Raw genomic sequence first — 17,160 nt, 5'->3', positions numbered from 1 at the left:
CATGAAATTCTTTCAGCAGGCCACGCGCGGATTCACCCTTCTTGAGGTGCTGATTTCCCTGCTCATCCTCATGATTGCTTTGCTCGGCATTGCAGCCCTCATGCTCAAGGGGCAGCGCGCTGGGTTTGAGGCCTATCAACGCCAACAGGCGCTGGCCATGGCACAGGAAATGGCCGAAAAAATTCGCGCCAATCAGGGCGGAGCCCCGTTCTACGTGACGGGGGTCACCGAAGGGACGGGCATGCCTGGACGAGGAGGCTTGTTCGCAACGTACAAGGCGCTTGCCAGCGACGCCAAGTGTTTGAGCGGTCCCAGCTGCACCAGCCAGCAGATTGCGCAGAATCACCTCGCCACCTGGGACGGCGTGCTTGCTGGTGAATCGGAAATCAAGGATGCTGCGACCAATCGTGTTGGCGGCATCATCGGAGCCAGGGGATGTATCGAGAGACCCGCCGCCACTCAACCAGTATTCCTGGTCAGCGTGGCATGGCAGGGTGAGAGCGATACCGTCGCCCCTGACGCCACAACGGCCTCGGCATGCGGCGCGGGACTTTACGGAACTGCTGCGCGCCGCCGCTTGGTCACCCTCACGGTTGTCACCTGCCAGTTGAACGCCGCCGCACCCTGGGGATGTTCATGATGATCATGCGCAAGTTCATTCGGCCCACAGCACATGCGCGACAACGCGGTATGACCTTGGTCGAAGTCATGGTCGCCATGACGATCGGCATCATCCTGCTGCTCGCCCTGGGCGGTCTATTCGCCAATTCCACCCGCGTGTTCAAGGTCAATGACGAATTCTCCCGCATGCAGGAGAACGGCGCCTATGCACTCAATACCATTGGCGCCGACCTTCGTATGGCGGGCTTCTATGGCCACATGGCCACGAACGACCTGACCATTCCGGTGGCCATTGCCATTACCAACGATTGTGGCACCAACTGGGCCATCAATTTCGCGCAAGCGCTCGGTACGGACACGCTTGCCGGCATGTCCTGCATCAATTCGGCCAATTTCCTCACTGGCAGCTTCATTCTCGTGGTGCGCGGAGCCACGGGAATCGCGGTGCTGCCTGCCGCCCTGAACGCCGGGACATTGTATGTGCAGTCGGATCCAAGCGGCGGGATCCTGTTCCGGGGCGACCAATATGCCGGTTTAGGGACACCGCCCAAACGACTTTTTCTGGGTGGAACCGAGGCGCCAATCTATCCCTATCAGGCCAGGGCATACTATCTTCGCCCCTGCAGTCGTCCTACCGGTACGGGCGGAGCCTGTCTTGCCTCCGATGACGGCAACCAGCCAATTCCCACATTGGTACGGCAGGAACTTGCCGGCACGACCATGTCCGAGGTCGCTATCGCGGAAGGTATCGAAGCGGTACGGATTCTCTATGGTCTCGGCACCGGCGGCACGGGTGCGCCGGTGACCTACACCGAGACACCGACGGCCGCACAGTTTGCGGAGCGGGTGGTGACAGCGAGGATCTCCCTGTTGGTTCGCTCGCCCAAGCCGAGCAACGACTATGACGATCGCAGCCGCTCCTACGATCTGGATGGTGACGGGACTGCCGAAGTGAACTGCCAGGAGGACGGTCTGCCCTGCAACTATCATCGACATGTCTTCACGCAATCCTTTCAGGTTCGCAACATCGCTCAACGGCTTGCATTTTTACCCTCATCATGACCATCCCCATGAAAACAACCGCTCAATCACAAGCCGGCGTGGTATTGATGTTCAGCCTGATCATGATGGTGATCATGACGCTGCTGGTGATCTCCATGCTGCGCACCGGCGTCATCGAACTGAGAATCGGTGGCGCCAGCCAGATTTCGGCCCAGAACCTGGCCAATGCAGAGGCCGCCATCTGGGATTTCATGAACAGGAACCGAGGAAATTTCTTCCATGGCGCCGTCCTGGACGTCAATCTGAGCGATGACTTCGATTTTACTTCCCGACAATTCAGCCACCTGACGAATGTCACCTTGACCGCCAACGAAGTGGCGTGCACCGACTTTGCCGGGGTGGGCAGCGGCAACATGCTGGGTCCAAGCGCCCTGCAGGCCGTCTATTTCGACGTTCGGGCGGATGCCAGAGACCCGGTTTTTGCCGGCAGAACCATTGTCAATCAGGGGATTCGCGGCATCTTGCCGCCCGGCGGTTGCTCCTGATCATTCACCAGATGACGATAAGCGAGGCACGATCATGCTAGCCCCCAACCCGACCCAGAATACCCTCAGGCCCTGGCAACGACGTGTCGCGTGGACCCTGATTGCGGCATTGGCCAACCCGTTGAACGTGCTGCCACTGTCCCTGTTCTCCAGTACTGCCTCGGCACGAGATACGGACATCTATCTGTCGACGACTTACGCCGGCAGCACCGCGGAACCCGCGGTACTGCTGCTTCTCGACACTTCCGACTCGATGAACACCCCGGAAGGATGGCGCGAGTATCCCGGCGCCTACGATTCGCATGTGGAGTATCTGTGGAACGACTCCAACATGATCGATTCCCAAATATCGGATACCGTATTGGATCCTGGCAACGTGAACGCCAAATACGGATACTGGGCAGGGGATACGGCTGAGCGTGCAAGACAGAAGGATGCCGCCTCGGTTTACTCCAAAGCCACCGAAACAGGCGATCCCGGTGTACGCAATATCTATCGCAACTACAAAAATGCCGGATGGATCTACTGGCTGCCAACCGATACCCCGGAAACGGACAAGCGACTGTGGTCGAATTCCTTCAATCGTTGGCTGGGTGGTGTGGCGCAGAGTGGTTTTCCCGCCAACGTGCGTGCGGGGATCGACTATGGGCCGCTCGCTGATTCACGTAGCTACAACCAATGTAATGATTCTCTGGAGAAGCTTCTCCCCTCGACAGTCTTTGCGCCAACGCCCTATCCGCGCAATACGGGGAAATACGAAAAACAGCCATGGCAACGCTGGGAACCCTATCTGGACCTGATTAACGGGCGTGTAATGAATGGCGACAGCACCTACCCCAATAGCCTCGGTGGCACCCGGACGGCTACCGTGGAGATCGTGGCGGGCAGCGTGGTGGGCACGATCGGCAGCAAAATCCGCGCACGCAGCGAGTTTCTGGGCACCGCAGGTGGCGGATCACCCTACCCAATACGCGACAGTTACCCGCGGTCGGCGCCATTTAGCAGTCGCGACGACATTGGCGACCAGGGACAACCCATTCGCACCCAAGGCACCTCCTCGCGTTCGGGCTGGACTGATCTCAAGGCCGACATGGGGGGGTTCAATTTCCAGAATTTCGCAGGAGAGTCGCCAACGAATTCGGTCGTGGTCGAATTGCTGAAACTTTATGATATCAGCGCCGATACCACGACGGCCTTGCACAAGGCCTGGAAAGGCAATCGCGATGCCTCGCCAACACCGGCCTTCGGTAAGATGACCGGCACTCCTGCCTATTACGATCAGCCGGGGACCCTGCTCAGGCTAAGTGCGACTGGCGCAATTACCACCACGCTGTGCACGCGTACCTGTGTGCTCGATGCCGATCCAGGAACGGATGGTAACCAGGGCGCTTACTCGGCGCATGATTCGGGCACCCCTCCGCAAGATGGCACCGGCACCATCAAGTATTGGGTCAAGAATGGTGCCACCTGCCAAAGCACCGGCACCAGTGGTAGCGATTGCAGCACGGAGCCTGCCGCTTGCGGTACCCCACAGAACCTGAACAATTCCTACACATCCGCCAACCCCCATGGCTGCAGTTGGTCTGGCCGAAGCTCGATCCTGGTTGAGGGGACCGGCACCTATTACTATGGCGGCACCTGCAGCGGTTCTTGCACTGGTCAGGGCAACGTCCTGGGCGCCAGCGCCTGTGCATCTGGCGGGAGCAGCCCCAACTACTGCGACATGACTTTGGGTAATATCACCATTGGTTCCACGGTCTATCCCAATGCCGCACTCAACAGCGGGAATGGCACCAGCGTCGGGTGCACCAGCAAATCCGATACCACCACCACCTGCGAAGTCCGTGAAGGCTCTCCCGCATGTCGCTACCTCCCCAATCCCACCAGTGCCTGCACCAATCAGACCATATCTTCCACCACCCCAGGCGATTCAGCCGATTACATCGTCTATCCGTTTGCTGCCGGTACCAACCATCTTGTGCACGACTGCAAGGCCGATAACGGCACGACGGGCAATCCCGGCAACAGCTTCATGACTGCGGCCATCGACCGTACTTTTGGCCAGGACTGGAATGCCACCAACTCCGCCACAGGAACGACGGCGGCCTATACGCCAACCGACCCGTCGGCGAGCTATCCCAATGCGGTCGACATGTACTCGGTCAATTACCTCAACTGGAAATACGGAGCGAAAGGGGCAACAGGTGCCCCGATCGGGCGCAAGACACGCTTGCAGATCGCCAAGGATGCCTTGACTGACCTGGTCGCCAAAACGAATGGTATCCGCTTCGGCCTGATGGTTTACAACAAACTGCCCAACGACATTACCATCCGTAACACTCAAGGTAGCCAGGGAGGCAATATCGTCTATCCGATCCGTCGCATGGGGTCCAGCGAAACGGACTCCGATTATGTCAATCGCGTAAGCATCTCGCGTGCAATCAACAGTGTAGTGGCCACCGGCACGACCCCGCTGACGGAAGTGATGTACGAAGCTTACCTGTACTTTCGTGGAGAACCCCCCCTGTTCGGAACCAATGCCACCCCCGCCGTCGGCGGTGGCACGGTATCGGCCGACAGTGACCCCTCAGCCATTGTCGCAGGAAAATACGACTCGCCCATGATGAGCAACCCGAATCGCTCGACCCCTGCGGTTTGCCAGAAGAACTATGTGGTTCTGATTTCGGATGGCGGCCCCGAGAACGACAATCAGGCGGATACCCAGGTTCAGGCACTCATCCAGGGCCCGCCTTACCGGGCGGACACGATCAAGACGCTGCAAGCCACTCCCTCAACGCAGTTCGAAAATGCCGGCCTACCGTATGGCCCAACAGATATTGCTTACCCCAGCAATTATGTCTGGCTGGACGAGCTGACCTATTTCATGGCCAATGGCGACATGTCTCCCGGTGGTGCCACAGCCACTGACTCGCTTGTGGGCATTCAATCAGTCGCCACCTACACGGTGGGTTTTGCCGGTGGCTCCTCGCCTGTCCTTGAAAAAGCCGCCACGAGCGGCGGCGGCGCGTTCTACGAGGCAAAAGACAGTGGCGAACTGTCGACTGCACTGGCCAAAGCGATCGATACTATCCGCGACTGGAATCCGACGCTTGCTGCGCCAACCGTGCCCATCTCGGCTACCAACCGTTCCGAGAGTTCGGACGACATTTTTCTGGCCTTCTTCCGTCCCAGCCTGCAACAGTCCTGGGAAGGTACGGTCAAGAAATTCAAGCTTAGCAGCAATGCCACGGCTTGTGGTCTTGACGTCGACAACGTTCAAATCCCGCTTTGCCTGACCGGGCAAACGACCTTTACCGCAGATGGCCTGAGAAACATCGAGGAATTCGACAGGATCCTGAAAATAGCCAGGGTGCGGGACGAGGCCGTGAGTTACTGGAGTGATACGACTGCTCCGGACGGTAGCAAACCCAATCAGGGAGGAACCGGATATGTATTGAAGACAGCGTCCGGATCCACGCCCTCTTCGCGTAAGCTTTACACGCATCTCTCCAGCAGCAGCGAGCCACTCCTGACCAACGCCAGCAATGCCATGTCGGAAGTCAATTCGACAATCACCAAGGATTTGCTGGGCGACGCCTCGATGACTGATGCAATGCGGGCAACCATCCTCAACCATGCCCGTGGGGGTGATCCAGCCAATGCAGGATGCAAGGACGCCGATTCAACAACCGTTTGCTCCACATGGCGAACCTGGCCACATGGGGATGTGCTGCATTCCAGCCCGAGCATCCTTACATACGACGGCACGACCGTTCCCCCGGTCACCGATATGTTCTACATGTCCAATGATGGGCTGTTGCATGCCGTGGATACGGCGACGGGCAAGGAGCAATGGGCTTTCATGCCGGAAGAGTACATCCCGAAACTCAAGTCGATGTATGAAAACCCGGTCGGCGAGCATCTCATCACAGGCGACGGCAGCCCGAGGATTTACCTTGAGGATCTTGATGATGATGGCAAGATCACCTCGAGCGACAAGGCTTATCTGGTCTTCGGCATGCGCCGTGGTGGCCGTGCAGTTTACGTTCTCGACATTTCCGACCGTGCGGCACCCAAGTTCATGTGGAAAATCGACCATAGTACTTCCGGGTTTAATGAACTGGGTGAAACCTGGTCCACACCGGCCTTCACCAGGATGCGCGCAAGTTCCGACCCAGTGCTGATTTTTGGTGCCGGTTATGATCCGGTCGCCAATGACCAGATCTCGGTGACGATCACGCGATCGGGAACGACGGCAACGGCCACCACCCCCGTGGATCATGGTTTCACCACGGGTGATTCGGTGCAGGTCTCGGGCGCGACGCCGGATGGCTATAACGGCGCCAAAACCATCACGGTCACAGGTGCCCGAAGCTTTACCTATACGGTGAGTGATTCATTACACACGCCCCCGACGGGCACGGTCAGGGTCGAAAGTATTACGAGCACGAGCACACCAATGGGTCGCGGCGTATTTTTTGTGAACGGCAGAACCGGCGAACTGATCAGGAGCTTCACACCGGCGGCCAGTGCCGGAGCCAACACCCAGGTGTCCGGGATGTTGTTCAGCATTCCTTCGGATGCCGCTCCTCTCAACACCGATCTCGATTCAAATGGTTATACCGATCGATTGTATCTTGGCGATTTGGGTGGAAACGTCTGGCGTTTCGATGTCGACAGTGACACGCCGTCAAGCTGGACCGCCACCAAGTTTGCTGATCTGACCAATGGTGCAACACCGCGGCGAAGAATTTTCTTCCCTCCCGCCGTAGTGAAACAGAAATACCAGGGGCAGCGCTTTGACGCGGTATACGTCGGGACTGGGGACAAGGAAAATCCTTTGCGCACCGATAACCATGATCTGATGTTCATGATCAAGGATTTCGATACGGGTTTGGCGACGACCGGGAGGTCTCTCATCAAATACTCTTCTGACCCAAGCACGAGTGATTTCTATGATCTGACTGACAACCTGATTCAGTTTGGCACCACAGAACAGCAGACGGTGGCGCAAACTGCACTTGTCGACAAACTCGGCTGGGTGATGAGACTTGAAACTGGCGGAGTGGATGGCGGCGAGAAGGTGGTCAATGCCCCAACGGTCTTCTTCAACGTACTGCGTTTCGGAACCTATAGTCCGCTTGCTTCGGCATCTGTCTGCCTGCCGCCTGGGAAAGGAACGACGTACGCCATGAACGCTCTCGAAGGCAGCGTGGTGATTGATACCGACCACAGCGGTAGCATCACCAGCAGCGATTCGCGCGTTTCCTCCAATTTTGCGATACGCGGTTTTCCATCAGATACCATCACCATCTTCCATGACAAGAAGATTTTTAGTGAATCCTGCAGTGACGGCAACTGCAAGGCCGATCTGCTCGGCACGCTTGGTGTGGGTCAGCGTACCTACTGGTTCCAGGAACCCGAGAGATGACCGGTAAGCTGCTCCCATCCCGGAGGCGCCTCTGCCGATGACACGGCAACTGGCAGGCTGGCTGCTGCTGTCAGCCTTGCTGCATGCCGAGATGCTTTTCATCCTGGGGCCCGCAAGGGCCCCGACCCTGTCCACAGCACCCGCTCGTCTGGAGATCCGAATCGAGAATTCCCCGAAGACGGGAAGCAGCGAGCCAACGCTACCCTTTGAAACAGCAGCCCCGCGATTAGCTCCGTTCACAATCGCCGAGGCCAACGGTCAGTGGCTATCCGCCCCACCCAGTGCGTCCCCTGAGACTCAGCTTCGGTTTCCAGCGCCACTCACAGAAACAGAGGCAAACGACCCGCTATCGATTCCGCAGGAAATAGCTCAAGCCAGCAATCAGGATTCCGCCTGGTCACCCAATACCTCCCCGACGATTCCGCTCCCAATCAAGGAATATTTCTTCAAATCATCCGAACTCGATGAACAACCGTATCCCTTGATCTCCGTGGTACCCGCCTATCCACCGCACGCTCAAGTCCATAACATTGAAGGGTGGGTTCGCTTATTGTTATTGATCGATGAAAGTGGCCAGTTGCGTCATCTGGAGATTCTGGAGGCCAACCCCCCCGGCATTTTCGAAGAATCGGCCCGGGCAGCCTTCCGCATCACACCGTTCTCACCGGGGCAACGAGGAGGAGAAGCAGTGAAGTGTCGGATGATCGTCAAGATTGACTTCACCCTCACGGGAATCGAAGGAACGAGACTCGAATAGTCTTCGTCCATGCATGGATCATGACTGCGGGCCGTGGACCAGGGTCTTGGTCGCTTCAGCCTTCGCTAGCGGCAAGGTCAGGGTGAACCGAGCGCCGCCCTCCTCTCTGTTGGCCGCTTCGAGTCGACCGCCGTGGCGTTCGACAATGCCATAGCTGATCGACAGGCCAAGCCCGGTTCCCTGCCCGATCGGCTTGGTCGTGAAGAAAGGGTCAAACAGCCGCGACAGATTCTCGGGTGTGATTCCTGGCCCGTTGTCCGCGAAGTGCACCCTGATCATGCCATCGCATTGCTCGGCGCTGATCTCGAGGCTGGGTAATTCGCCGCTGCTGCAGGCGTCACGGGCGTTCTGCACGAGATTCATCAGCACCTGCTGCATCTGGCCGGAAGAACCCATGACCGACAACTCCTGCGGCAGATCGATCGTCACCCGAAAATTGCGCGGATCCGCGCGTGTCACCCAGCGTACCGCACGCGCAAGGACTTCAGCGAGGTTGAAGGGCTCGGCAGCGCTGCGATCGATGGCCGTAAAGCGCTTCAGTCCATCGACAATGTCGCGCGTACGCTCGGCCCCTTCGCTCATACCGTCGAGCAGCGGCGGCAGGTCGGCCATGATGCGGTCAATGCGCAGTTCCTGGCGCAATTCTTCGAGTTTCGTCGAGCGCGTGCAAAGGTCCGAGTGCATCGCTTGCAGATAGGTCTGCAAGCGCGCGGTGTAACGCCGGAGGGCCAGAACATTGCCGAGAACAAAGCTGATCGGATTGTTCAACTCATGCGCGACACCAGCCACCAGACGTCCGAGTGAAGCCATTTTCTCTGCCTGCAGAAGTTGTTGCTGGGTGCGCTTGAGATCGTCGTGTGCCTGCTGCAGCGCGTGATAGGCACGCCGCAACTCGCCGACCGGGCGACCGGTGAGCACCATCCCAACCAGCTTGCCAGTTCCCGAAAGACGTGGCGTGCAATTCAGCGAGACCGGAAGTGGGCTGCCATCGCGGCCGCAGATCAGCAGTTCGCAATCCTGAACGGGTGCCGGGCGTGCCGGCGAGAAGAAATCGCGAGCACGTTGCTGCGACGCGGTATCGGCGAAAAGATTGCAGAGGGGTTGCCCACGCAAGACGGTCTCGTCCTGCCCGATAAAGCGGCACAGCGAATCGTTAACCTCCTGAATCGCACCGTGCCGGTTACAGACGATCAGGATGTCCGACATCGACGCCAGAACGCTCTCGATGAAGTGCTGCGAGTCCTCGAGCGCGGCGTTCTTCTGTTCGAGGACCACCTCGTATTGCAGGAGATCGTTGTAAACCTCATCCATCTTGCGGATCACCTCGACCCAAACCGTCTCGTCCACGCCCTCAATAGCTGAAGGCAACTCGGGCAGGGAGTCAGGGGTGAGCAAGGGACGCCGCAGCGGTCGCCCGGCGGATGACTCAGGGTTGGACATGGCGCAATCGTAGAGCCAATCGACACATGCTGCAACGATCAGGCTCGGCGGATGGCGCGCGAGTAAGCCTCTATGGTCCTGGGTTGCAGCCCCTCGCGCTGCAGGTACGGCAGAAGCAACGGGTAGTTGCGATCAAAATTTGCTGAGAACAAGGCTTCCATTTTATGATGACCTCCTGGTTCGACCAGTCGTTGGAGCGGACGCCTCCGTACTTCGTACTCTGGCGCCAATCGAAGGCACGTTAGGCACTCCCGATCATGAAAGTCATGACTCTTTCCCTCCCTTTCAGGGCGCATTCCGATGTGCACGCCGGAATCGTTCAATGGGCGCAGAGCATGCTCTGCGAATTTCTCCTCTCAACCCCCTACTCCTCCCACGGCCCGCGCTGCGTCGCGGGCTGGCTGCGGCGGCGCGGAGCAGTGCTCCGCGAAACCCCGCCTTCGTTCCCGCGCGTGAGGCGGGGAGATTCATGAGTCGCTGATGCGACTTTCACACTGATGCCTGAATCCAGCCATCTCGCCCTGTTGTTGATCGGTCTGCTGGGAGGTACGCACTGTGTCGGCATGTGCGGCGGCATCGTCGGCGCGCTGTCGATGGGTGCACCGGCAAGCCTTTCCATGCACATGGCATACAACACCGGACGCATCGTCAGCTATGCCACCGCCGGTGCCATGGCTGGTGCGCTCGGTGAAGCCAGCATGGCCCTTTCCGCTCAATGGCCGGTTCGCACCGTCCTTTATCTGCTTGCCAACGGGATGTTGATCGCGCTGGGTCTCTACCTGATGGGCGTCACCCGGGTATTGGCATTCAGCGAGCGCTGCGGCCAGAAGCTGTGGCGGCATCTGCAACCGCTGAGCCGCCGCTATCTGCCTGCACACAGCGTGGCGCAGGCCTTTCCGCTCGGTCTGGTATGGGGTTGGCTACCCTGCGGCCTGGTCTATAGTGCCCTGGCAACTGCCCTCACCAGCGGTTCTGCGGTGCATGGGGCCGGCCTGATGCTGGCCTTCGGTGTCGGCACCCTGCCCAATTTGCTGCTCGCCGGCCTGCTCGCCGCCCGCCTCCAGGCCTATGCCATGAAACGAGGGGTTCGCCTGGCTTGCGGGCTGCTGATTCTCGGTTTTGGCATCTGGGGACTGCTCGGGGTGCTGGGACTGGCGCCACGGGTACTCCGCAGCGGATGAGCGAATCAGGCTCCGATTCTCGGCTACCCAGCGATCTGCCACCGCAGACTCTTGAGCTGGCCATCGCCGGCATGAGCTGCGCGGCCTGCTCGGCACGGCTGGAAAAAATGCTCAACCGTCTGCCGGGGGTAGACGCAGTGGTCAATCTGGCGACCGAGCAAGCGACGGTTCGTTACCTTCCCGGCGTCGTCGCGCCAGCGCTATTGATCGCCACTGTCAAGCGCGCCGGCTTCACAGGCCGGTTGGCCGATGATCGTTCTCAGGCGGAAGAAAAGGCAAGAAAACGCGCCAGCGAGCAGGCCGAATTGCGTCGTTTATGGATCTCGGCCGCACTGACGCTGCCGCTGGCCGCGCAAATGCTAAGCATGTTCGATTCTGACGTTCACGCCCACCAGGATTTCCTGCCCCGCTGGCTGCAACTGCTGCTGGCGACACCGGTACAATTCTGGATCGGCTGGCGTTTTTACGATAGCGCCTGGAAAGCCCTGCGCGCTGGCGGCGCCAATATGGACGTGCTGGTCGCGCTCGGTACCAGCATGGCTTACGGCTTCAGCCTGGTCGTCACCCTGTCGCTTGCTACAGACCTGCATGTTTACTTCGAGGCCTCGGCGGCAGTGATCACGCTGGTGCTGCTCGGCAAGCTGCTCGAGGCACGCGCCAAGGCAAAGACCAGCGAGGCCATCGAGGCGCTGATCCGCCTGCAACCGAGAATGGCCCGTGTCGAACGCGACGGACAACTGCTCGACATCGACGCCGCTCTGCTGGTACCAGGGGACATCTTCATTGTCCGTCCCGGCGAAAGCCTGCCGGTAGACGGCGAGGTGATCGACGGTTCGTCGAACGTCAATGAAGCCATGCTCACCGGTGAAAGCATGCCGCTGGCCAAGCGCCGCGGCGACCGCGTCTTTGCCGCCACCACCAACGGCGAGGGAATGCTGCGTTGCCGGGCCACCAGCGTTGGCGAGCACACCCTGCTCGCCGGAATCATTCGCATGGTGGCCGAAGCGCAGGGGTCGAAAGCGCCGGTGCAGAGACTCGCTGACCGGGTTTCGGCAATATTCGTACCGGTCGTCTGCGCCATCGCCTTGCTTACCTTGATCGCCTGGTGGGCTTATTCCGGCGTTTTCAGCAGCGCGTTGGTCAATGCCGTGGCGGTGCTGGTGATTGCCTGTCCCTGCGCCCTCGGACTGGCCACGCCGACGGCGATCATGGTCGCCAGCGGTCAGGGCGCCGCAGCCGGCATCCTGGTCAGGAATGCCGAAGCGCTCGAGCGCGCCGAGAAGGTCAGCATACTGGCAATCGACAAGACCGGGACCCTGACGCGAGGCGAACCGGTCGTCACCGATCTCGTCCCTTTGTCGACGTCTGCCGAGGAAGCGCTGGCGCTGGCTGCTGGCTTGGAACAGGGATCGGAACATCCGCTGGGGCGGGCAATCCTGCAGCACGCTCAGGCCGCCGGGACGATCTTGCCGGAACTTGACGAGTTTCGGGCGATTCCCGGTCGTGGCGTCGAAGGCCGGGTCGCCGGGCGCTGGCTGCGGCTGGCTGCGCCGGACAGCTGCCATGGCCTGGCTTTGCCCGAGGATCTGATCAACACTCTGCAACGGACCGGCAAGACCGTCGTGGTCCTGACTGAGCAGCGCAGCACCCCATGTGCCGGGGACGATGGCTCCCTGGCCCTAGCGCTCCTGGCCATCGCCGACCCGCTGCGCGAGACCTCGCGTGCCGCCGTGGCTCGCCTCCATGGCATGGGAATCCGCGTCGTGATGCTGACCGGTGACCATCCTGGAACCGCCACGGCGATTGCCCAGGAGACCGGTATCGATGATTTCCAGGCCGGCATCCTGCCCGCGGACAAAGCGGCAGCGGTCAATGCGCTGAAGACCGGCAAGGCTGTGGTGGCGATGGTCGGCGACGGGATCAACGACGCACCGGCGCTGGCGGCTGCCGACGTCAGCTTCGCCATTGGCGCAGGTTCCGATGCAGCCATCGCGGCAGCCGACGTGACGCTGGTGCGCAGCGATCTCAACGGAATCGCCGACGCCATCCTGCTTTCGCGTGCGACGCTACGGAAAATCAGGCAAAATCTGTTCTGCGCATTCATTTACAATGTGCTTGGCATTCCCCTGGCGGCGCTGGGAATGCTCAGTCCGGTGATCGCAGGCGCCGCGATGGCAATGAGTTCGGTCTCTGTGGTGTCCAACTCGCTGCTCCTCAAACGCTGGCACGCCGGAGACAGGCCCGTGGCCGGACTCTCTAATCGGAAGGTCTGATGGAAAAAATCGTGATTGCGGTAGCCGGAATGAGTTGCCAGGGTTGCGTGCAGAGTGTCACCGCAGCCCTCCAGGCGCTGCCCGGTGTCGAGCAGGTAGAGGTATCCCTCGCTTCTGGGCAAGCCAGCATCGCCTGTGACCCAGCGCTGGTAAGCGCCGCGGAGTTGCGGCAGGTGGTCGAAGAAGCGGGATTTGACGCTAGTTAATGGGAAAGTCACTTCAGCGACTCATGAATGTTTTCGCGTAGAGATGGTCTTCGCCATCGCCTGCGACACCGCACATCCGCCCTGCGTGGTCAAGAAAAATGTCCAGAAAAAAAACCGGAACCAACGAAGCTGCTGCACCGCAAGTCCCCTCGACCGCAGCGCTCAGACTGACGCAGTTCTCGCACGGCGGCGGTTGCGGATGCAAGATCGCTCCCGGCGTACTCGAACAGATCCTCGCCAAGACCTCGTCAGCGATCGTGCCTCGGCAATTGCTGGTGGGTATCGAAACCAGCGATGACGCTGCCGTCTATCAACTCAGCGCCGAGCAGGCGCTGGTGGCGACCACCGACTTTTTCATGCCGATCGTCGATGATCCTTTCGACTTTGGCTGCATCGCCGCGACCAACGCACTCTCCGATGTCTATGCGATGGGAGGCGTGCCGCTGTTGGCCCTGGCAATCGTTGGCATGCCGGTCAACAAGCTGCCGCTGGCCACCATTAAACGAATCCTCGAAGGCGGTGAATCCATCTGTACCAGGGCGGGCATTCCAATTGCCGGCGGACATACCATCGACTCTGTCGAGCCGATTTACGGCCTGGTTGCCATTGGTCTGGTGCATCCGGACAACCTCAAACGCAATTCCGGCGCCCGCCCTGGCGACCAGCTGATTCTAGGCAAGGCACTCGGGGTGGGCTTCTTCAGCGCGGCGCTGAAGAAAGGACTGTTGTCGCACGCCTGCTACACCGCGATGATCGCCGCAACGACACAGCTCAACACGCCGGGTCGTGCACTCGCCTGCCTGTCCGGTGTGCACGCGATGACCGACGTCACCGGTTTTGGCCTGCTCGGCCACCTGGTCGAAATCTGCAAGGCCTCGGGCGTTGCGGCAAAGATCGATTTCACGGCCCTGCCCTTGTTGCCGAATGCGCTCGGTTACGCAGCAAAAGGCTGTATCACCGGCGCTTCCGGGCGCAACTGGGTGAGCTATGGCGAGCACGTCAGTCTCCAGAAGAAATCATTCAGCGACCCCGAACAGGCACTGCTGACCGACCCGCAGACCAGTGGTGGCCTGCTGGTCGCCTGTGCGCCCGAAGTGGTCACCGAAGTCCTGGCGATTTTCCTGCAGGAGGGATTCGACCACGCCACGGTGATTGGAGAAATCTGCGAAGGCAAGCCGCAGGTATCCGTGCTCAAGAGCCAAGCCGGCTGAAAAAATGGGGACACCTTGCAGTGTCCCCCCTTGCAACCCATCGACTTCAGCCGAAGGAAAAACGCCCGCGGTATTCTCCCGCGCTTGTCTCCGCTTGAATGCAGCTAGCCAGCGCGATGGCTGCGCGCTGGCAGCTTGCAGCGCCTATGAGAACAACCACCCCGCGTCGACCGGCGTTTGGCCACCATTTGCGTTCAGCAATTCGGCGATCCCGGTCAGCGTGACGCCAGCAGCGGCAGCGTCCTGAGCCGCCACGCTGAAGTACACGTCGGTCATGTCCACCGTCTGCCCATCGGACATCGTGGCACTGCTGCGCTCGAGGTGCACGTTGCCCTGACGGTCCAGGAACGGCAGCTCGGTGTAGGCGGTGGCAAGCTCGCTCACACCGGCCTCGGCGAGTGTCATCAGTTCACCGTCGTCGGTCTGGTGGTTGCCGTTGGCGTCCCGCCAGATCCTCAGATCGGCAAAGGCTGCGTCGGCAGCATTGACCAGACCATCGCCATTGCTGTCGTATTCTGCGAGCTGTGCAAAACCCGCCCCCTTGGCTGTGCCGCCGAACAGTTCGCTGATGCTGTCGACCTTGCCATTGCCGTTCTTGTCGACCGCCAGGAAACCGTCGCCACCCGAGAGCCACCCCGAAGCGACCGCACCGCCATTGCCGAAAAGGTCGAAACTGCCACCTGAATCGGCGCGGCTGACGGTCTGGATACCATTGCCGTCGAGGTCGATGGCGATCGGCGTGATGCCGGCGTCACGGGTCAGGTCATTCTGGCCGGAAACCAACGTAAATGCGCTGGTCTTGGTGACATTGGTGGTGGCTATGGCGTCACCGGCGACGTCGGAGTCGATTGAGTCATTGCTCCCCGTGTCCTTGACCGCCCACTTCCAGTTGCTCATGTTGTTCCACTGCCCGTAGTTATAGTGCTGGACATTGGTCTTGTCGAACTGAAGGACGTAGGTGCCTGGATCGAGGTTGCTGAACAGGTAGTTACCGCTGCTATTGGTGGTGGTCGTGGCCAGTACCGTGGTGCCGGCGGCATTCATCAGTTTGACGGTGATGCCTTTGATACCGGGTTCGCTGGCATCCTGGACATTGTCGTGATCCATGTCATCCCAGACCTTGTCGCCAACCGAAGCCTTCCGGTAGAGGCCCGCATCCCAGCTCAGGTCGTTTTCACCGCTGATCAGTGTCGTGAGAACAGTCTTGCCAGTTGTCGAATCGATATCGGAGTCGGTCGCATCATTTCCGCCCTGATCCTTCGGCGAAACGTAATAACCCGTCGGCGCGACAACCTGTACCTTGTAGTCACCCGGAGTGAGGTTGCTGAATAGGTAATTGCCGCTGGCATTGGTGGTGGTCGTAGCGACAGTGCCATCCGACGAGTTGAGCAACTTGACGGTCACCCCACTGATCCCGTTTTCGCCCGTATCTTGAACCCCGTTGGCGTTGAGATCCTCCCAGACGCGGTCGCCGAGCGAGGCCAGAATGGGTTGCGCAGCCGGATTCTTGTAATGGCTGAGGTCGGAGTCGGAAGTAGCGCCCGGAGCCGTCACTGTCGCCTTGTTCTCATAAACGCCCGGGGAGGATTGCCGAACCGTCAGATTCTCGATCTTGAACCGATCCTCCGGCGTGGTATCGCCCGTCCAGCCGGAAATTACCAGCACGTTGCCGGATACATTGCCCGCGTTCAGGTCGGCCAGTCGGGTCGAGCTGAGGTCGGTCAGATTGACCTCGGTGAATCCCAACGCGGTGAGATCGGCGTCACTGAGCATCGTGTCATGGTTGTTGAACGGGTCGCTGCGCGTGCCGATCCACACCGACATGTCGCTATCGCCGACGACATAGCCCAGGAAGGCCGAATCGACGACCACATTCTGATTGAACTCGAACAGCACGTAGTTGTCCCGCCCGCCCAGGTTGTCCACCGTATGCGTGTCGCCACTGCCGCTCTCGCTGCTGTCGGTCACGCCAAGTCCGCCACCGTAGCTGCCGAGGTAGGCTTGCGCCCAAGTGCCGGTGCTTTGATCGCGGCTGAAGGCGCTGGTCTTGACCGACAGGGCACCGGAGGTGAAGGTGCGAACGTTGCCGTCGCTCCCGTCCGTAGCGCTGCTGCCCGAAAAGTCGAAGGTGGTCGCGGCGCCCGCAGCCGTAAGGTTCTGGACAGTGCCGGTCGCCTTGTATAGCCAAGCCTCGCCCGGGTCCAGCAGATTGTTGGTATTGGTGTCACCCGATTGATAGGTGATCTTGCCGTTGGCCACCGAGAGGTCGTCCGCTGTGTTCCCGGTCGTGCCGTTGTCGTCGACAATCGCCACATCATTTTTCGCAAACGCCACGTTGCCCGTATTGGTCACCTTGTAGGTCCAGGTGACGCTCGAACCGGGTGTCAGGACCGGCACCCCCGCGCCATTGGCAGCATCCTCGTTGTCGTAGTCGGGAGCAGTCGCATTGCTGTTGCTCGGCCCGTTGGTGGTCTTCTCGATGTCGATCTTCGG

The 17,160-nt window shown here is 59.9% G+C and carries 11 protein-coding genes; 9 read left to right on the top strand and 2 right to left on the bottom strand.

The annotated features are described in order from the left end of the window. The first annotated feature begins 1 nt into the window (after position 1). Genes pilV through AW06_RS19875 form a run of 5 tightly spaced genes read left to right on the top strand, consistent with a single transcriptional unit; the run spans position 2 to position 8,356 of the window. Positions 2–640, top strand: a complete 639-nt coding sequence (pilV, locus tag AW06_RS04235) for a type IV pilus modification protein PilV (protein WP_046535847.1) — start codon at positions 2–4, stop codon at positions 638–640. Continuing rightward, complete coding sequence (locus AW06_RS04230; protein ID WP_273704371.1) at positions 637–1,683, top strand: PilW family protein; 1,047 nt, start codon at positions 637–639, stop codon at positions 1,681–1,683. The genes pilV and AW06_RS04230 overlap by 4 nt, the downstream gene beginning before the upstream one ends. An 8-nt stretch (positions 1,684–1,691) precedes the next feature. After that, positions 1,692–2,168, top strand: coding sequence for a hypothetical protein (locus AW06_RS04225; RefSeq protein ID WP_138677731.1), 477 nt, complete (start codon positions 1,692–1,694; stop codon positions 2,166–2,168). A 34-nt stretch (positions 2,169–2,202) separates the two neighbouring features. After that, a complete protein-coding gene (locus AW06_RS04220) occupies positions 2,203–7,599 on the top strand; it encodes a PilC/PilY family type IV pilus protein (RefSeq protein WP_034946076.1) in 5,397 nt (1,798 codons plus the stop codon). A gap of 37 nt (positions 7,600–7,636) precedes the next feature. Beyond that, positions 7,637–8,356, top strand: a complete 720-nt coding sequence (locus AW06_RS19875) for an energy transducer TonB (protein WP_273704370.1) — start codon at positions 7,637–7,639, stop codon at positions 8,354–8,356. An 18-nt stretch (positions 8,357–8,374) separates the two neighbouring features. On the opposite strand, the gene AW06_RS04210 is transcribed toward AW06_RS19875, so the two are convergent. Continuing rightward, the gene (locus AW06_RS04210) at positions 8,375–9,796 is read right to left on the bottom strand and encodes an ATP-binding protein (protein WP_273704369.1); all 1,422 of its coding nucleotides are present in this window, start codon (positions 9,794–9,796) and stop codon (positions 8,375–8,377) included. A 497-nt stretch (positions 9,797–10,293) separates the two neighbouring features. On the opposite strand from AW06_RS04210, the gene AW06_RS04205 reads away from it, so the two are divergent. The 4 genes from AW06_RS04205 to selD all read left to right on the top strand — a co-directional run bounded on the left by AW06_RS04205 (position 10,294) and on the right by selD (position 14,667). Next, positions 10,294–10,977, top strand: a complete 684-nt coding sequence (locus tag AW06_RS04205) for a sulfite exporter TauE/SafE family protein (RefSeq protein WP_034946072.1) — start codon at positions 10,294–10,296, stop codon at positions 10,975–10,977. Next, on the top strand, positions 10,974–13,250 hold the full coding sequence (locus tag AW06_RS04200) for a heavy metal translocating P-type ATPase (RefSeq protein WP_273704368.1): 2,277 nt from the start codon (positions 10,974–10,976) through the stop codon (positions 13,248–13,250). The genes AW06_RS04205 and AW06_RS04200 overlap by 4 nt, the downstream gene beginning before the upstream one ends. Further along, complete coding sequence (locus tag AW06_RS04195; protein WP_034946069.1) at positions 13,250–13,456, top strand: cation transporter; 207 nt, start codon at positions 13,250–13,252, stop codon at positions 13,454–13,456. The genes AW06_RS04200 and AW06_RS04195 overlap by 1 nt, the downstream gene beginning before the upstream one ends. A gap of 98 nt (positions 13,457–13,554) precedes the next feature. Continuing rightward, complete coding sequence (gene selD / locus AW06_RS04190) at positions 13,555–14,667, top strand: selenide, water dikinase SelD (protein ID WP_046536734.1); 1,113 nt, start codon at positions 13,555–13,557, stop codon at positions 14,665–14,667. A gap of 144 nt (positions 14,668–14,811) precedes the next feature. On the opposite strand, the gene AW06_RS04185 is transcribed toward selD, so the two are convergent. Continuing rightward, positions 14,812–17,160, bottom strand: a 2,349-nt coding sequence (locus tag AW06_RS04185) for an SdrD B-like domain-containing protein (RefSeq protein WP_034946066.1), incomplete at its 5' end; no start/stop codon positions are given.

It is taken from the genome of Candidatus Accumulibacter cognatus (assembly GCF_000584975.1).
In the GTDB taxonomy this organism is placed as follows: Bacteria; Pseudomonadota; Gammaproteobacteria; order Burkholderiales; family Rhodocyclaceae; genus Accumulibacter; species Accumulibacter cognatus.
The sequence above is the reverse complement of the archived record's forward strand: the minus strand, read 5'-3'. Positions and strand labels throughout refer to the sequence as shown.